This is a genomic window from Polynucleobacter sp. CS-Odin-A6 (assembly GCF_018882095.1).
In the GTDB taxonomy this organism is placed as follows: Bacteria; Pseudomonadota; Gammaproteobacteria; order Burkholderiales; family Burkholderiaceae; genus Polynucleobacter.
In genome coordinates this window covers 449085-464305 of record NZ_JACVPD010000002.1, presented here as the reverse complement: position 1 = coordinate 464305, position 15221 = coordinate 449085, and the positions used below count along the sequence as shown (strand labels likewise).

29 protein-coding genes are annotated in these 15221 nt (G+C 45.4%); all 29 read left to right on the top strand.

All coding sequences use genetic code 11. The features are described 5' to 3' along the window. The 29 genes from rplD to dsbD all read left to right on the top strand — a co-directional run bounded on the left by rplD (position 1) and on the right by dsbD (position 15215). Positions 1 to 621, top strand: coding sequence for a 50S ribosomal protein L4 (rplD, locus tag ICN15_RS07100; RefSeq protein ID WP_215328351.1), 621 nt, complete (start codon positions 1 to 3; stop codon positions 619 to 621). Further along, positions 618 to 932 carry a 50S ribosomal protein L23 gene (rplW, locus tag ICN15_RS07095; protein ID WP_076024545.1) on the top strand — a complete coding sequence of 105 codons (315 nt, stop codon included), beginning with the start codon at positions 618 to 620 and terminating at the stop codon, positions 930 to 932. Before rplD ends, rplW begins: the two co-directional genes overlap by 4 nt. Positions 933 to 934: 2 nt before the next feature. After that, positions 935 to 1765, top strand: a complete 831-nt coding sequence (rplB, locus tag ICN15_RS07090; protein WP_015420235.1) for a 50S ribosomal protein L2 — start codon at positions 935 to 937, stop codon at positions 1763 to 1765. Between the two features lie 19 nt (positions 1766 to 1784). Further along, positions 1785 to 2063 carry a 30S ribosomal protein S19 gene (rpsS, locus tag ICN15_RS07085; protein ID WP_216164231.1) on the top strand — a complete coding sequence of 93 codons (279 nt, stop codon included), beginning with the start codon at positions 1785 to 1787 and terminating at the stop codon, positions 2061 to 2063. Between the two features lie 7 nt (positions 2064 to 2070). After that, positions 2071 to 2403 carry a 50S ribosomal protein L22 gene (rplV, locus tag ICN15_RS07080; protein WP_205621309.1) on the top strand — a complete coding sequence of 111 codons (333 nt, stop codon included), beginning with the start codon at positions 2071 to 2073 and terminating at the stop codon, positions 2401 to 2403. 8 nt (positions 2404 to 2411) lie between these two features. Continuing rightward, entirely contained in the window at positions 2412 to 3233 is an 822-nt protein-coding gene (rpsC, locus tag ICN15_RS07075; RefSeq protein WP_216201997.1) for a 30S ribosomal protein S3, read from the top strand. 2 nt (positions 3234 to 3235) lie between these two features. Further along, a complete protein-coding gene (rplP, locus tag ICN15_RS07070) occupies positions 3236 to 3649 on the top strand; it encodes a 50S ribosomal protein L16 (RefSeq protein WP_216201996.1) in 414 nt (137 codons plus the stop codon). A 14-nt stretch (positions 3650 to 3663) separates the two neighbouring features. After that, positions 3664 to 3858 carry a 50S ribosomal protein L29 gene (gene rpmC / locus ICN15_RS07065; RefSeq protein WP_015420239.1) on the top strand — a complete coding sequence of 65 codons (195 nt, stop codon included), beginning with the start codon at positions 3664 to 3666 and terminating at the stop codon, positions 3856 to 3858. A gap of 12 nt (positions 3859 to 3870) precedes the next feature. Beyond that, on the top strand, positions 3871 to 4140 hold the full coding sequence (gene rpsQ / locus ICN15_RS07060) for a 30S ribosomal protein S17 (protein WP_046329381.1): 270 nt from the start codon (positions 3871 to 3873) through the stop codon (positions 4138 to 4140). A 186-nt stretch (positions 4141 to 4326) separates the two neighbouring features. After that, a complete protein-coding gene (gene rplN / locus ICN15_RS07055) occupies positions 4327 to 4695 on the top strand; it encodes a 50S ribosomal protein L14 (RefSeq protein ID WP_015420241.1) in 369 nt (122 codons plus the stop codon). Between the two features lie 9 nt (positions 4696 to 4704). Then, positions 4705 to 5013, top strand: coding sequence for a 50S ribosomal protein L24 (gene rplX, locus ICN15_RS07050; RefSeq protein ID WP_216201995.1), 309 nt, complete (start codon positions 4705 to 4707; stop codon positions 5011 to 5013). Positions 5014 to 5029: 16 nt separating this feature from the next. After that, on the top strand, positions 5030 to 5572 hold the full coding sequence (gene rplE / locus ICN15_RS07045; protein ID WP_216201994.1) for a 50S ribosomal protein L5: 543 nt from the start codon (positions 5030 to 5032) through the stop codon (positions 5570 to 5572). A 9-nt stretch (positions 5573 to 5581) separates the two neighbouring features. Continuing rightward, positions 5582 to 5887, top strand: coding sequence for a 30S ribosomal protein S14 (gene rpsN, locus ICN15_RS07040; RefSeq protein WP_015420244.1), 306 nt, complete (start codon positions 5582 to 5584; stop codon positions 5885 to 5887). 24 nt (positions 5888 to 5911) lie between these two features. Then, a complete protein-coding gene (gene rpsH / locus ICN15_RS07035) occupies positions 5912 to 6307 on the top strand; it encodes a 30S ribosomal protein S8 (protein WP_216201993.1) in 396 nt (131 codons plus the stop codon). A 10-nt stretch (positions 6308 to 6317) separates the two neighbouring features. Further along, positions 6318 to 6851 carry a 50S ribosomal protein L6 gene (gene rplF / locus ICN15_RS07030; protein WP_216201992.1) on the top strand — a complete coding sequence of 178 codons (534 nt, stop codon included), beginning with the start codon at positions 6318 to 6320 and terminating at the stop codon, positions 6849 to 6851. Between the two features lie 13 nt (positions 6852 to 6864). Beyond that, complete coding sequence (rplR, locus tag ICN15_RS07025; protein WP_046329386.1) at positions 6865 to 7218, top strand: 50S ribosomal protein L18; 354 nt, start codon at positions 6865 to 6867, stop codon at positions 7216 to 7218. Between the two features lie 19 nt (positions 7219 to 7237). Further along, positions 7238 to 7756, top strand: coding sequence for a 30S ribosomal protein S5 (rpsE, locus tag ICN15_RS07020; RefSeq protein WP_216201991.1), 519 nt, complete (start codon positions 7238 to 7240; stop codon positions 7754 to 7756). A gap of 24 nt (positions 7757 to 7780) precedes the next feature. Continuing rightward, a complete protein-coding gene (gene rpmD / locus ICN15_RS07015; RefSeq protein ID WP_216201990.1) occupies positions 7781 to 7969 on the top strand; it encodes a 50S ribosomal protein L30 in 189 nt (62 codons plus the stop codon). A 27-nt stretch (positions 7970 to 7996) separates the two neighbouring features. After that, on the top strand, positions 7997 to 8437 hold the full coding sequence (rplO, locus tag ICN15_RS07010) for a 50S ribosomal protein L15 (RefSeq protein WP_215308693.1): 441 nt from the start codon (positions 7997 to 7999) through the stop codon (positions 8435 to 8437). 17 nt (positions 8438 to 8454) lie between these two features. Beyond that, positions 8455 to 9792, top strand: a complete 1338-nt coding sequence (gene secY / locus ICN15_RS07005; protein ID WP_216201989.1) for a preprotein translocase subunit SecY — start codon at positions 8455 to 8457, stop codon at positions 9790 to 9792. Positions 9793 to 9796: 4 nt separating this feature from the next. After that, positions 9797 to 10015, top strand: coding sequence for a translation initiation factor IF-1 (gene infA, locus ICN15_RS07000; RefSeq protein WP_088526684.1), 219 nt, complete (start codon positions 9797 to 9799; stop codon positions 10013 to 10015). Positions 10016 to 10049: 34 nt separating this feature from the next. Next, entirely contained in the window at positions 10050 to 10166 is a 117-nt protein-coding gene (gene rpmJ / locus ICN15_RS06995; protein ID WP_012357167.1) for a 50S ribosomal protein L36, read from the top strand. Between the two features lie 24 nt (positions 10167 to 10190). Further along, positions 10191 to 10556, top strand: coding sequence for a 30S ribosomal protein S13 (gene rpsM, locus ICN15_RS06990; protein ID WP_088526685.1), 366 nt, complete (start codon positions 10191 to 10193; stop codon positions 10554 to 10556). A gap of 18 nt (positions 10557 to 10574) precedes the next feature. Continuing rightward, positions 10575 to 10982, top strand: a complete 408-nt coding sequence (gene rpsK / locus ICN15_RS06985) for a 30S ribosomal protein S11 (RefSeq protein WP_011901923.1) — start codon at positions 10575 to 10577, stop codon at positions 10980 to 10982. 116 nt (positions 10983 to 11098) lie between these two features. Beyond that, positions 11099 to 11722 carry a 30S ribosomal protein S4 gene (rpsD, locus tag ICN15_RS06980; RefSeq protein ID WP_216201988.1) on the top strand — a complete coding sequence of 208 codons (624 nt, stop codon included), beginning with the start codon at positions 11099 to 11101 and terminating at the stop codon, positions 11720 to 11722. A 23-nt stretch (positions 11723 to 11745) separates the two neighbouring features. Then, positions 11746 to 12726, top strand: coding sequence for a DNA-directed RNA polymerase subunit alpha (gene rpoA / locus ICN15_RS06975; RefSeq protein ID WP_216201987.1), 981 nt, complete (start codon positions 11746 to 11748; stop codon positions 12724 to 12726). A 16-nt stretch (positions 12727 to 12742) separates the two neighbouring features. Further along, on the top strand, positions 12743 to 13135 hold the full coding sequence (rplQ, locus tag ICN15_RS06970; RefSeq protein WP_216201986.1) for a 50S ribosomal protein L17: 393 nt from the start codon (positions 12743 to 12745) through the stop codon (positions 13133 to 13135). Between the two features lie 68 nt (positions 13136 to 13203). Further along, a complete protein-coding gene (cutA, locus tag ICN15_RS06965) occupies positions 13204 to 13545 on the top strand; it encodes a divalent-cation tolerance protein CutA (RefSeq protein ID WP_216201985.1) in 342 nt (113 codons plus the stop codon). After that, positions 13542 to 15215, top strand: coding sequence for a protein-disulfide reductase DsbD (gene dsbD, locus ICN15_RS06960; protein ID WP_216201984.1), 1674 nt, complete (start codon positions 13542 to 13544; stop codon positions 15213 to 15215). Before cutA ends, dsbD begins: the two co-directional genes overlap by 4 nt. Positions 15216 to 15221: the final 6 nt, after the last annotated feature.

The following is a 15221-nucleotide window of genomic DNA, read 5'->3' as shown; positions in this document are numbered from 1 at the left end:
ATGGAACTTAAGCTTCTCCAAGACAACGGAACTTTAGGCGCGGGTGTGCAAGCCTCGCCAGAAGTATTCGAGCGCGAATATAACGAAGCATTAGTACACCAAGTGGTTGTGGCTTACCAAGCGAATGCACGTAGCGGTAATCGTGCGCAAAAAGACCGTGAGCAAGTTAAGCACACAACCAAAAAACCTTGGCGTCAAAAAGGTACTGGTCGTGCACGTGCTGGTATGAGCTCTTCCCCGCTATGGCGTGGAGGTGGTCGTATATTCCCGAATTCACCTGAAGAAAATTTCAGCCAAAAAGTAAACAAGAAAATGTACCGCGCTGGTATGAGATCGATTTTGTCTCAGTTAGCCCGCGAAGGTCGTTTAAATGTGGTTGACCAATTTACTCTTGATGCTCCAAAGACCAAGGTTTTAGCTGACAAAGTTAAAGCAATGGGATTGGATTCAGTCTTGATCATCGTTGATCAGGTTAGCGAGAATTTGTACTTGGCATCACGCAACCTGCATAAGGTTGCTGTATGTGAGCCACAGCACGCTGATCCATTAGCTTTAGTCCAGTACAAAAAAGTATTGGTAAGCAAAGCAGCGATCGCAAAAATTGAGGAGTTGCTGAAATGAGCCAAGTCCGTAAAAACGATCACAGCTTGATGAAGGTTCTGCTTGGACCGGTTATCTCTGAAAAAGCCACCATGGTTGCAGAGAAAAACGAACAAGTAGTATTTCAAGTAACACGCGACGCGAATAAGAGCGATGTGAAACAAGCGGTTGAATTGCTCTTTAAAGTGCAAGTTGACTCTGTTCAAATCGTGAATCAAAAGGGTAAGCCAAAGCGCTATGGCCGTTTTGAAGGTCGTCGTGACCACACTAAGAAGGCCTATGTTAGCTTGAAACCAGGTCAAGAAATTAACTTTGAAGCGGAGGCGAATTAATCATGCCTTTGATGAAGACAAAACCGACCTCACCAGGTCGTCGCTCAATGGTCAAGGTGGTCAATCCTGACCTGCATAAAGGTAAACCTTTTGCAGCGTTGGTAGAGCCCCAGTTCCAAAAAGCGGGTCGTAACAATAATGGTCATATCACTACCCGTCACAAAGGTGGTGGTCATAAGCATCACTATCGCGTTGTGGATTTCAAGCGCAATGATAAAGATGGCATTCCAGCAAAAGTAGAGCGCTTGGAATACGATCCAAACCGCAGTGCAAACATTGCATTGATCGTGTTTGCGGATGGTGAGCGTCGCTATATTCTTGCTGCAAAAGGCATGACTGTTGGTCAGGCATTGATGAGCGGCTCTGAAGCCCCAATCAAGTCTGGTAACAACTTGCCAATTCGTAACATTCCAGTAGGTAGCACAATTCACTGTGTAGAAATGTTGCCAGGCAAAGGTGCTCAAATTGCCCGTTCCGCTGGTGGTTCTGCAGTGTTGTTAGCTCGCGAAGGTGTATACGCTCAGGTGCGTTTGCGCTCAGGTGAAGTACGTCGTATTTTGATCGATTGCCGCGCCACTATTGGTGAAGTTGGTAATGAAGAGCACAGCTTGCGCGTGATTGGTAAAGCTGGTGCAAATCGCTGGCGTGGTATTCGTCCAACCGTTCGCGGTGTGGCAATGAACCCAGTAGATCACCCACACGGTGGTGGTGAAGGTAGAACTGGCGAAGGCCGTGTACCTGTATCCCCATGGGGCACACCAACCAAAGGTTATCGTACACGTCGCAATAAGCGCACAACTTCGATGATCGTTCAACGTCGTCAAAAACGTTAAGCGATAAGGATAAATAGATATGACACGTTCAGCTAAAAAAGGCCCATTCTGCGAAGCCAGCTTAGTAAGTAAAGTTGAAGTCGCACAAGCCAACAAAGACAAAAAGCCGATTAAAACTTGGTCACGCCGTTCAACAATCCTCCCAGACTTTATTGGTCTGACGATTGCTGTACACAACGGTCGTCAACACGTTCCGGTTTATGTATCAGAAAACATGGTGGGTCATAAGTTAGGCGAGTTTGCCTTGACCCGTACTTTCAAAGGTCACGCTGCTGACAAGAAAGTAACGAAGAAGTAAGGGGATGATGATGGAAGTTAAAGCTATTCACAAAGGCGCCCGCATTTCTGCGCAAAAGACACGTTTGGTCGCTGACCAGATACGTGGTTTGCCAATTGCGCGCGCATTAAACATTTTGAATTTCAGCCCTAAGAAAGCTGCCTTCATTGTGAAAAAAGTAGTTGAGTCTGCAATGGCCAACGCTGAACACAATAAAGGTGCTGATATTGATGAGCTCAAGGTATCAACAATTATTGTTGATAAGGGTACTTCCTTGAAGCGCTTCACAGCACGCGCTAAGGGCCGTGGGAATCAAATTGAAAAACAAACATGTCACATTACCGTGACCTTGAGTAACTAAGGGAAGATATGGGACAAAAGATAAACCCAACCGGATTCCGACTCTCGGTAACGAAGAACTGGACATCAAAGTGGTATGCAAACAATACTGATTTTGCAAAGATGCTCAAAGAGGACGTTGATGTCCGCATCTATTTGAAAAAGAAGTTGAAGAATGCGTCTGTTAGTAAGGTAATCATTGAGCGTCCTGCAAAGAATGCGCGTATCACTATTTACAGTTCACGCCCAGGCGTTGTGATTGGTAAAAAAGGTGAAGATATTGAAGTACTCCGCCGCGAATTACAAAAGCGTATGGGTGTTCCGGTCCATGTAAATATCGAAGAAATTCGTAAGCCTGAAGTAGATGCGCAGTTGATCGCCGACTCTATTACTCAGCAGTTAGAGAAGCGCATCATGTTCCGTCGCGCAATGAAGCGTGCAATGCAAAATGCAATGCGTCTTGGAGCACAAGGAATCAAGATCATGTCCTCTGGTCGTTTGAACGGTGCAGAAATTGCCCGTCGCGAATGGTACCGTGAAGGCCGTGTTCCACTTCATACATTGAAAGCCGATATTGACTACGCCACTTCAGAGGCAGAAACAACCTACGGCATCATCGGTGTAAAAGTTTGGGTATACAAAGGCGATACATTAGGCCGCGGCGCAGATGCCCCAGCGGTAACAGTAGAGCCGGTGGCTGATGAGAAGAAGCCTCGTCGTACACCCGCTAAAACAACCGCACGCAAACCAGCGACTGACAGTAAGCCATTGGTTGCTACCAAGCCAGCAGTAAAGCGTGCACCGAAAGTCGTAGAAGCCACAAGTGCTGAAGCGCAGAAGTCAGGAGAGTAAGCATGCTACAACCAAAGCGTCGCAAGTATCGTAAGGAACAAAAGGGACGTAATACTGGCGTGGCGACACGCGGTAGTTCAGTAGCCTTCGGTGACTTCGGATTGAAATCCATTGGCCGCGGTCGTTTGACTGCACGTCAGATTGAATCTGCACGTCGCGCAATGACACGTCACATTAAGCGTGGCGGACGTATCTGGATCCGTATTTTTCCAGACAAGCCAATTTCGCAAAAGCCGGCTGAAGTACGTATGGGTAACGGTAAAGGTAATCCAGAGTACTACGTAGCAGAAATTCAACCAGGCAAGATTTTGTACGAGATGGATGGCGTGGATGAAACTTTGGCGCGCGAAGCTTTTAAGCTTGCTGCGGCTAAATTACCACTGAAAACCACTTTCGTGATTCGCCACTTAGGTTGATCGGGATAGAGATTATGAAAAAGACAGAATTAGCATCCAAAGATCTGGTTGCCTTAAACGCAGAATTAACAGAGCTCTTGAAGACTAGCTTCAAACTCCGTATGCAAAAGGGCACTCAGCAACTCACTAATACCAGCCAATTGGGTAAAACTAAGCGTGAAATTGCTCGCGTGAAGACTTTTATTACTCAAAAAACTGCACAGAAATAAGGAAAAAGGGATATGACAGAGTTATCTAAACCCTTGCGCCGCACCCTTGTGGGTCGTGTCGTTAGCGACAAAATGCAAAAAACGGTGACTGTGCTAGTTGAGCGCCAAGTAAAACATGCGCTTTATGGCAAATATGTTGGACAGTCCAAAAAATACCATGCGCATGACGAAGCTGGTCAATACAAGATGGGTGATACCGTTGAAATTGCTGAATCTAGACCAATTTCACGCACCAAATCATGGGTTGTTACCCGTTTAGTGCAAGAATCAAAAGGTATTTAAAGAAATATTAGGGATTTTGGCGAACTTTCTTGCCAAATCCCTGTTTTACGTAGTAAGATAGAAGGCTTCTCTGGTTTTATTGGGAGAAGCAGTGTTTTTTCATTAATTCCGGGTGATAACTTTCGTTAAAGCCCATAGACGGAACCAAGACTGTTTGCCTTTGGCTAACAAGTTGGGGATTAAAAAATGATTCAGACCGAAAGTAGATTACAGGTCGCCGACAACACAGGCGCCAGTGAAGTTTTGTGCATCAAGGTATTGGGCGGCTCTAAGCGTCGTTACGCCAGTATCGGTGATGTCATTAAAGTGACTGTAAAGTCCGCTGCTCCACGTGGCCGTGTGAAAAAAGGTGATATCTATAACGCCGTGGTAGTGAGAACTGCTAAGGGTGTACGCCGTCCAGACGGTTCATTGATTAAGTTCGATGGCAACGCTGCGGTATTGCTCAACGCAAAGTTAGAGCCAATTGGCACACGTATCTTTGGACCAGTTACGCGCGAGTTACGTACTGAAAAGTTCATGAAGATCGTTTCTCTCGCCCCCGAAGTAATTTAAGAGGCTGATATGAAAAAGATTCGTAAAGGTGATTCAGTAGTTCTGTTGACAGGCCGCGATAAAGGCAAGCAAGGAACTGTTACAGCCGTTCTCGAGAACAAATTAGTGATCGAAGGCGTAAATCTATACAAAAAGAGCGTCAAGCCAAATCCAGCAGCCGGTATTACTGGCGGCATGATTGACAAGACGATGCCTGTTCACATTTCTAATGTGGCTGTGGTTGACGGTAACGGCAAACCATCACGTGTTGGTATCAAACTCGTGGATGGTAAAAAGCAGCGTTTCCTCAAAACCACTGGCGCAACATTAAGCGCGTAAGGGGCACGGAAAAATTATGAGTACACGTTTTCAAGAACACTATCAAGCAACAGTTGTTGCTGATCTGAAGGCCAAGTTTGGCTATAAGTCGGTCATGGAAGTTCCACGCATCACTAAGGTTACCCTCAATATGGGCTTGGGCGATGCGGTGAACGACAAGAAGATTATCGAAAATGCCGTTGGTGATTTGACTAAAGTTGCAGGTCAAAAACCAGTTGTAACAAAAGCGAAAAAAGCGATTGCTGGTTTCAAAATTCGTCAAGGCTACCCAATCGGCGCCATGGTGACATTGCGCGGTCAGCGTATGTACGAATTTTTAGATCGTTTTGTGACTGTAGCTTTGCCACGCGTACGAGACTTCCGCGGAATTTCTGGTAAAGCATTTGACGGCCGCGGTAACTACAATATTGGCGTTAAAGAGCAAATTATTTTCCCTGAAATCGAATACGACAAAATTGACGCACTCCGTGGCCTCAATATCAGTATTACGACGACCGCTAAAACTGACGAAGAAGCAAAAGCTTTGTTAGCAGCGTTCAAATTCCCTTTCCGCAATTAAGAGGCTAACGTGGCAAAACTATCCCTAATTGAGCGCGAAAATAAGCGCGCTAAAACTGTAGAGAAGTACGCTGTTAAGCGTGCTGAACTCAAAGCAATCATTGCTGATCAATCCCGCAGCGACGAAGAGCGATATGAAGCTCGCTTAAAGCTACAGGCACTTCCACGTAACGCAAGCCCGATTCGTCAAAGAAATCGTTGTTCATTAACCGGTCGTCCGCGCGGTGTATTCAGCAAGTTTGGTCTAGCGCGTAGCAAAATTCGTGAAATCGCCTTCCGTGGCGAAATCCCCGGTTTAACCAAGGCCAGCTGGTAAGCGGCGAAAGAATTAGGAGAACTCATGAGTATCAGCGATCCAATCGCCGACATGTTGACAAGGATCCGCAATGCGCAAGCAGTGCAGAAACCCGTAGTCTTGATGCCGTCGTCAAAAGTTAAAGTAGCTATTGCAAAAGTCTTGAAGGATGAAGGCTATATCGATAGTTTTGAAATCAAAGGTGAAGCGGCTAAGCCAGTGCTTCACATTGAACTTAAATACTACGCAGGCCGCCCTGTTATTGAGCGCATCGACCGTGTGTCAACACCAAGTCTACGCATCTATAAAGGTCGCCATGACATTCCTGAAGTGATGAATGGCTTAGGCATTGCAATTATTTCAACCCCACAAGGCGTAATGACAGACCGCAAAGCCCGTGCAAACGGTGTTGGTGGCGAAGTTATTTGCTACGTCGCGTAAGGAGAGAAATATGTCCCGCGTTGGTAAATCACCTATTCCAGTCCCTAAGGGCGCTGAAATCAGCATTAACGGTGCAAACATTACTGTTAAAGGCCCATTAGGCACTTTGACACATAACTTGCATCCTTCAGTTGGTTTGAAGCAAGAAGATGGCGTATTGACAGTTGTTTTAAATAACAACACACCAGAAGCTGGTGCGCAGTCAGGTACAGCCCGTGCTTTAGTTAACAACATGGTTGTTGGCGTCACTACTGGTTTTGAGCGCAAGCTCAGCTTGGTAGGCGTTGGTTACCGCGCTGCTGCTCAAGGCGAATCACTGAAGCTGCAGTTGGGTTTCTCGCACGACATTATTTACAACCTGCCAAAGGGTGTAAAGGCAGAGACTCCAAGTCAAACTGAAATCATTATTAAAGGCTCCAACAAGCAACAAGTTGGCCAGGTCGCTGCTGAAGTTCGCGCATACCGTTCACCCGAGCCATACAAAGGCAAAGGTGTTCGCTACGTGGATGAAGTTGTGCATCTGAAAGAAACTAAGAAGAAGTAAGCGAGATTAGAAAATGAATAAAGACGAATCCAGACAAAGACGCGCTCGGCAGACTCGCATTCGCATTGCCGAAGCTTTGGCCAATCGCTTAACAGTGATCCGTAGCAATACACATATCTCTGCACAGGTATATAGCCCATGTGGAACCAAAGTTGTGGCTGCTGCTTCAACAATGGAAAAAGATTTGCGCCAAGCGATCAAAAACGGCGGTAACGCTGAAGCGGCAAAACAAATCGGCAAGTTAGTTGCTGAGCGTGCTGTTAAGGCAGGCATTGTTGATGTTGCATTTGATCGTTCCGGTCATCGTTATCACGGCCGTATCAAGGCCTTAGCTGAAGCTGCGCGTGAAGCCGGCCTGAAGTTCTAACAGGGTTTAGGAAAAAAACATGGCAAAAATGCAAAACAAAATGCAAAACGAAGAGCGTGATGACGGTCTTCGCGAGAAGATGATTGCGGTTAATCGTGTAACTAAAGTGGTTAAAGGCGGTCGTATTCTCGGCTTCGCTGCACTCACTGTTGTTGGCGATGGCGATGGTCGTATCGGCATGGGCAAAGGCAAATCCAAAGAAGTTCCAGTTGCTGTTCAAAAAGCAATGGATGAAGCGCGTCGCAAAATGATTAAAGTTTCTTTGCGTAAGGGCACTTTGCAGCATACCGTTACCGGTCAACATGGTGCTTCACGTGTTTTGATTTCTCCTGCTAAAGACGGTACTGGAATCATTGCTGGCGGCCCAATGCGCGCTATTTTTGATGTCATGGGCGTAACTAACGTAGTTGCCAAGTCACTAGGCTCTACTAACCCTTACAACTTAGTTCGTGCAACGATTAATGGTTTGAGCAAGATGAGTACTCCTGCTGAGATTGCTGCCAAGCGCGGTAAATCAGTAGAAGAGATTCTCGGCTAAGACCACCAGATTAGGAATCTACAAATGACAACATCTCACTCTAAAGTCAAATTGCAATTAGTTCGCAGTTTGATCGGCACGCGCGAAAGCCATCGTGCAACCGTTCGTGGCTTGGGTCTGCGTCGTATTAATTCTGTTTCAGAATTAGAAGACACACCAGCTGTTCGCGGAATGATTAATAAAGTTTCTTATCTAGTTAAGGTCGTTAGTTAATAACTAGCAAGCAAATAGGAAAAGAATATGCAACTCAATACACTCAAACCCGCACCGGGCTCCAATAAAAATCGTCGTCGCGTAGGTCGTGGCATCGGTTCTGGTCTTGGAAAGACAGCCGGTCGTGGTCATAAAGGTCAAAAGTCACGTTCAGGTGGTTTCCACAAGGTTGGCTTCGAGGGCGGTCAGATGCCAATGTATCGTCGTCTACCAAAACGCGGTTTCGTGTCATTGACGCGCCGTCACGTTGGCCAGATTACTTTGAATGATTTAGCAAAAATTAATTTGCCAGAAGTGGACTTGTTAGTTCTCAGAGCCCATGGTTTTGCTGGCGAGCAGATCAATTCAGTCAAAGTGATCAAGACCGGTGAACTCAGCATTGCTGTAACACTAAAAGGCATCACAGCTACTGCTGGTGCAAAAGCAGCTATTGAAGCAGCTGGCGGCAAATTAGTGGATCTGGTTTAACTAGCTTTCAGTAAAAGATGGCACTCGTACCTAACAACTCAGCAAATACTGCTCAATCAGGAAACAAGTTTGGCGAATTACGTCAACGCTTGATTTTCTTGGTATTGGCTTTGCTCGTGTTCCGTTTAGGTGCGCATATTCCTGTTCCAGGTATTGATCCGGACCAGTTAGCGCAATTGTTTTCAGGTCAAAAAGACGGCATCTTGGGCATGTTTAACCTGTTTTCAGGCGGTGCTTTATCTCGCTTTACTGTATTCGCTTTAGGAATCATGCCGTATATTTCTGCGTCGATCATCATGCAGTTAATGACCATCGTTATTCCTTCATTAGAGTCATTAAAAAAAGAAGGTCAAGCAGGACAGCGAAAGATTACTCAATACACCCGTTATGGCACTGTATTGCTAGCCACATTCCAGGCATTAGGCATTTCTGTTGCATTACAAGCGCAACCCGGCTTGGTGATTAATCCAGGCCTCATGTTTGAGTTAAATACAGTAGTAACTTTGGTAACTGGCACGATGTTCTTGATGTGGCTCGGCGAACAAATTACTGAGCGTGGTCTTGGTAACGGTATCTCCATCATTATTTTTGGTGGTATTGTTTCGGGCCTACCTACCGCTATTGGTAGCTTGCTAGAGTTAGTGCGTACTGGTTCAATGAATATCCTGTCTGCATTGCTGATCGTGGTGATCTGTATAGCAGTAACTTATTTTGTAGTATTTGTAGAGCGTGGACAACGCCGCATCTTAGTGAATTACGCTAAGCGTCAAGTTGGCAATAAGATTTATGGTGGTCAGTCATCTTATTTCCCCTTGAAGTTAAACATGGCTGGTGTGATTCCCCCAATTTTTGCTTCATCGATCATTTTGTTCCCAGCGACGATTGCTGGCTGGTTTACATCAGGCGAGCCAACCAATATGTTTAGCAGGATTATTAAAGACTTGGCTGCAACATTGGCGCCTGGTCAACCGGTCTACACCATCTTTTACGCTGCAGCAATTATTTTCTTCTGCTTTTTCTATACAGCTTTAGTTTTCAATAGCCGTGAAACTGCAGATAATTTGAAGAAGAGCGGAGCATTTGTTCCGGGTATTCGTCCTGGCGATCAAACTGGCCGTTATATCGATAAGATCTTGGTTCGATTGACCTTAGCAGGTGCAATTTACATGGTTTTGGTCTGTTTACTGCCAGAATTTCTAGTATTGAAGTACAACGTGCCATTCTATTTTGGTGGCACTTCATTGTTGATTATTGTCGTTGTTGCAATGGATTTTATGGCGCAAGTTCAGTCATTCGTAATGCAGCAACAGTATGGTTCTTTAATGAAAAAAGCTAACTTTAAGATGGGCGCTTAACTGAATGTCTAAAGACGATGTAATTCAGATGGCGGGAGAAATTATTGAGAATTTGCCAAACGCAATGTTTCGCGTGAAGCTAGAAAACGGACATGTGGTTCTAGGGCACATTTCTGGGAAGATGAGGATGCATTACATTCGCATACTGCCAGGAGATAAGGTGACGGTGGAGTTAACTCCATACGACCTGACCCGCGCCAGAATCATATTCCGAGCGAAGTAAAGATTAAGTTATACCTATTTTTAAGAGGTGAGTTATGAAAGTTTTAGCATCCGTTAAGTGTATTTGCAGAAATTGCAAGATCATTAAGCGCAAACGCGTTGTGCGTGTGATCTGTTCTTCAGACGCACGTCACAAGCAGCGTCAAGGCTGATCTGGTTAATTAAGAGGAAATCTCATGGCACGTATCGCTGGGGTAAATATCCCAAATCATCAACACACTGTCATCGGTTTGACAGCAATTTTTGGCATTGGCACAACTCGTGCGCGCAAAATTTGCCAGACCACAGGTGTTGCTATCGACAAAAAAGTTAAAGATCTAACTGACGGTGACTTGGAAAAGTTGCGTGATGAAGTAGGTAAATTTATCACTGAAGGTGACCTTCGTCGTGAAGTGACGATGAGCATCAAGCGTTTGATGGACCTAGGCTGCTATCGCGGTGTTCGCCACCGTAAAGGCTTGCCTGTTCGTGGTCAACGTACTAAGACTAACGCGAGAACCCGTAAGGGCCCACGTAAGTCCGGCGTACAACTGAAGAAATAATCAAGAAAGTTTATTGACATGGCAAAACAACAATCCGCTTCCGCAGCTTCACAGCGCGCACGCAAGAAGGTTAAAAAGAACGTTGCTGACGGCATCGCACACGTTCACGCTTCATTTAATAACACCATTATTACGATCACTGATCGTCAAGGAAATGCGCTTTCTTGGGCAACTTCCGGCGGCCAAGGTTTCAAAGGCTCACGTAAATCAACTCCTTTTGCTGCCCAAGTAGCTGCAGAAGTTGCTGGTAAAGCTGCCGTTGAATGCGGTATTAAGAATTTAGAAGTTCAGATCAAAGGCCCAGGCCCAGGTCGTGAATCGGCAGTTCGTGCATTGAACTCTTTGGGTATCAAAATCACTGAGATTCAGGACGTAACGCCAGTTCCACACAATGGCTGCCGTCCTCCTAAGCGTCGTCGTATTTAAGTTAGGAAGCTGGTAGTACAAGTTTAGTAGTTTTTTTATTAAAGCCCACTGTTCATCTGAATTAAAGGGTGAACTCACCGCTAGTCGCAAGACTGCGGCAATGAAAGGAAAGCATCGTGGCACGTTACTTAGGGCCTAAGGCCAAGTTAGCACGTCGGGAAGGTACCGACTTATTTTTAAAGAGCGCACGTCGCGCCCTGTCAGACAAGTGCAAGTTAGATACTAAGCCTGGTCAACATGGTCGTACATCTGGCTCAAGAACATCTGACTACGGCAATCAATTGCGTGAAAAGCAAAAGGTTAAACGTATGTACGGAATTTTGGAGCGTCAGTTCCGTCGTTACTTCGCAGAAGCTGAGCGTCGTAAGGGCAATACTGGCTCTACATTACTCCAGCTGTTGGAGTCACGCCTTGATAACGTTGTTTATCGCATGGGTTTTGGTTCCACTCGCGCTGAAGCACGTCAGTTAGTCTCTCATTGCGCAGTAATGCTCAATGGTAGCCCAGTAAATATTCCATCTATTCAGGTTAAGCCTGGTGATGTAGTTGCGATTCGCGAAAAGGCGAAGAAGCAAACACGTATTACAGAGTCACTCAATTTGGTTCAGCAGATGGCAGCAGTTGGCTGGGTATCAGTCGATGCGGCGAAGCTGGAAGGAACGTTTAAGCAGGTGCCTGACCGTGAAGACATTAGCGGCGAAATTAATGAAAGTTTGATCGTCGAATTGTATTCACGCTAATTAGGTACTCTCAAGGAAAAAATATGCAAACAAATTTGCTCAAGCCAAAAATTATTTCTGTTGAAGCGCTTACTGCCAACCAAGCAAAGGTTGTTATGGAGCCGTTCGAGCGTGGCTATGGCCACACACTCGGCAATGCATTACGTCGTGTTTTGTTGTCATCCATGGTTGGCTATGCTCCAACTGAAGTTGCCATCGCTGGTGTTGTTCATGAGTACTCCACATTAGATGGAGTTCAAGAGGATGTTGTTAACCTTTTGTTGAACCTCAAAGGTATCGTATTCAAGTTGCAATCACGTGATGAAGTCACCATCAACTTGCGCAAAGAAGGTCCAGGCGTTGTAACTGCAAAAGATATGGACTTGCCACATGATGTAGAAATCATGAACCCTGACCATGTACTTGCTCACCTGTCCGCTGGTGGCAAGTTAGATATGCAGATTAAAGTTGAAAAAGGCCGCGGTTATGTTCCAGGTAATGTACGTCAATACAACGACGAAACTACGAAGATCATTGGTCGTATCGTATTAGATGCTTCATTTAGCCCAGTAAGTCGCGTTAGCTACGCTGTGGAGTCTGCTCGTGTTGAACAACGTACTGACCTTGATCGCCTAGTAATGACGATTGAAACAAATGGTGTGTTGTCTCCTGAAGAAGCAATTCGTCAGGCAGCTACGATTTTGGTTGATCAGTTAGTGGTATTCGCAGCTTTAGAAAGCAGTGAAATTTCTGGCGATCTCGCACCAAGCCGCTCTTCAATGGTTGACCCAATGTTGATGCGTCCAGTGGATGATCTCGAGCTCACAGTGCGCTCTGCTAACTGCTTGAAGGCTGAGAATATTTATTACATCGGTGACTTGATTCAACGTTCAGAAAATGAGTTGTTGAAGACGCCTAATTTAGGTCGTAAGTCTTTGAATGAAATCAAGGATGTATTGGCGGCTCGTGGCTTAAGTCTTGGCATGAAACTCGAAAGCTGGCCTCCGGCTAACCTCGAGAAATAATTAGAAAGGAAGCATCATGCGTCACGGAAACGGCTTACGCAAACTAAACAGAACATCATCACATCGCCTAGCGATGCTGCGCAACATGTCCAATTCTCTTTTGGAGCACGAAGTGATTAAAACCACTTTGCCAAAAGCAAAAGAATTACGCATGGTTGTTGAGCCCTTGATTACCTTAGGTAAAAAAGATTGCTTAGCAAATCGCCGCTTAGCATTCAACCGTACACGCGATCGCGATATCGTGACTAAACTCTTTACAGAGCTTGGACCACGTTACGCAACTCGCCCAGGTGGCTACCTTCGTATTTTGAAGTTCGGCTTCCGTCATGGTGACAATGCACCAATGGCTTTGGTTGAGCTACTTGATCGTCCAGATGTTGAAGAAACAGCTGTAGCTGAAGAGGCTTAAGCCCTTTAGTAAGAATAAAAGCCAGGCTGCGGTCTGGCTTTTTTCATTTTTACGGTTATAAATGCACAATGACACAAGATCATTTGTCTGAAATACTAATTGTAGTGACCAGTTTCTCGCGCTTGGAAGATGCCCAAGTAATGGCCCGCCAACTGATTGAGCACCGCCTAGCTGCTTGTGTGCAAATGCAGCAGGGGATCCATTCGATATACCGTTGGGAGGGTCAGATCTGCGAAGAGTTTGAGGTGCTACTCTCTGCTAAGACAGTATTAGATAAGTGGGATGAAATAGCTCACTTTATTGAAAGTCAGCATCCCTATGATCTACCGGAGCTCATTGCATACACCCCCGAGAAATATAGTGCTCAATATGGTAATTGGGTAGAAGCAGAGGTAAAGTCATTGCCATGAGATTGATTAATAAAATTATTCCAGCTATAGCAGCGATCCTTTTTATGATTGGAGGCGCTTTTGCCGCCCCAGAATTTCTGCCACCTGAAAAAGCGTTTCAAGCTGAAGCAACTTGGGCGCCAAATACCAATGACATTGAGTTGGAAATTATTCCAGCTAAGGGTTATTACATTTATCAAGAATCACTACATTTGAGGCTAGGCTCTCAGCCCAATAAATTAGAGGGGGTGAAAGCATCACTTCCTAAAGGCGTGGAAAAGTTTGATGAGACTTTTCAGAAGAAAATGCAAATTTATAAACAAGCATTTCTTATCACAATGGACAAAAAAGCAGAGCTAGGTAAGCCGGCCTATCTAGAGCTCGAATTGCAAGGCTGCGCTGAAGCGGGTATTTGCTATCCGCCCATGACCCTGAAATTTTTACTTGCAGGCCCTGGGGTGAAGGCTGCTCCCATTCCGGAGATGTTGGATGGAGCTGCAAGTGCTTCTCCATCTAAGGAGAAATTAAGCTTATTGGATGTATGGCGTGAGCGGGATGATGTTAATGCTATTAGTCGCTTTTTAGAGAGTACGCCAACAGGATATTTATTCCTCGCCTTCTTTATTCTTGGCCTGGCTTTAGCATTTACTCCCTGCGTTCTGCCGATGCTCCCTATTCTATCGAGCGTGGTGTTTGGAACTCAAGGTAGTAAATCGATCAGCAAGGGTCGAGCAAGTATCTTAGCGTTGGCCTATGTGCTTGGTATGGCCTGTGTCTATGCCTTGGCTGGCGTCTTAATGGCAGCGCTGGGTGGAAGTGTTCAAAGAGCGCTGCAGAGCCCTATAGCGCTGATTGGTTTTGCACTGTTGCTATTGGCATTGTCAGGAAGTCTCTTTGGTTTATATGACCTCCGACTACCTCAGTCTTGGCATCAGCAAATTGACCGTTTAGCTGGACGCCATCAAGGTGGGAGTGTGACGGGTGCTTTTGCCCTAGGCGGTATATCCACGTTAGTTGCGAGTCCTTGTATTACAGCGCCCCTGGCTGGAGTCCTCGCATTTATTGCCCAAACAGGATCGATGAGCTTGGGGGCTGGATTACTCTTTGTAATGGCGCTTGGCATGGGCTTGCCCCTACTATTTATTGCGATTGAAGCGCGCATCTTGATTCCATCAACCGGTATTTGGATGGTTTGGTTACAAAGAACATTAGGCGTTTTATTAGTAACAACCGCAGCATGGATTGCTTCACCATTATTACAAGATGGTGGTAACGAAGCAGGTAGGATCACGACCAATGGGCAGCGCCAACATCAGATTGGAAATGCTAATTTTGCTGTGATTGAATCTAGTGCGCAGTTAGATCAATTCTTAACCCAAGCAAAAGAGCAGAAGAAATTCGTCTTATTGGATTTTTATGCAGACTGGTGCATCTCTTGCAAGGAGATGGAGCTTAATACTTTTGCTAACCCCGAGGTAAATCAAGAGCTGCAGAAATTTGTTTTACTGCAAGCTGATGTAACTAAGAACAGTTCCGAGAATCAGGCTTTATTGAAACGTTTCGGATTATTTGGACCGCCTGGAATTTTGATCTTTGATTTCAATTCTGTAGAGTTGAAAGATCAACGTGTAATTGGGTATATGCCACCGCAGCGTTTTGCTGAGCGCCTGAAAAAAGTACTAGGCAATTAAATCACT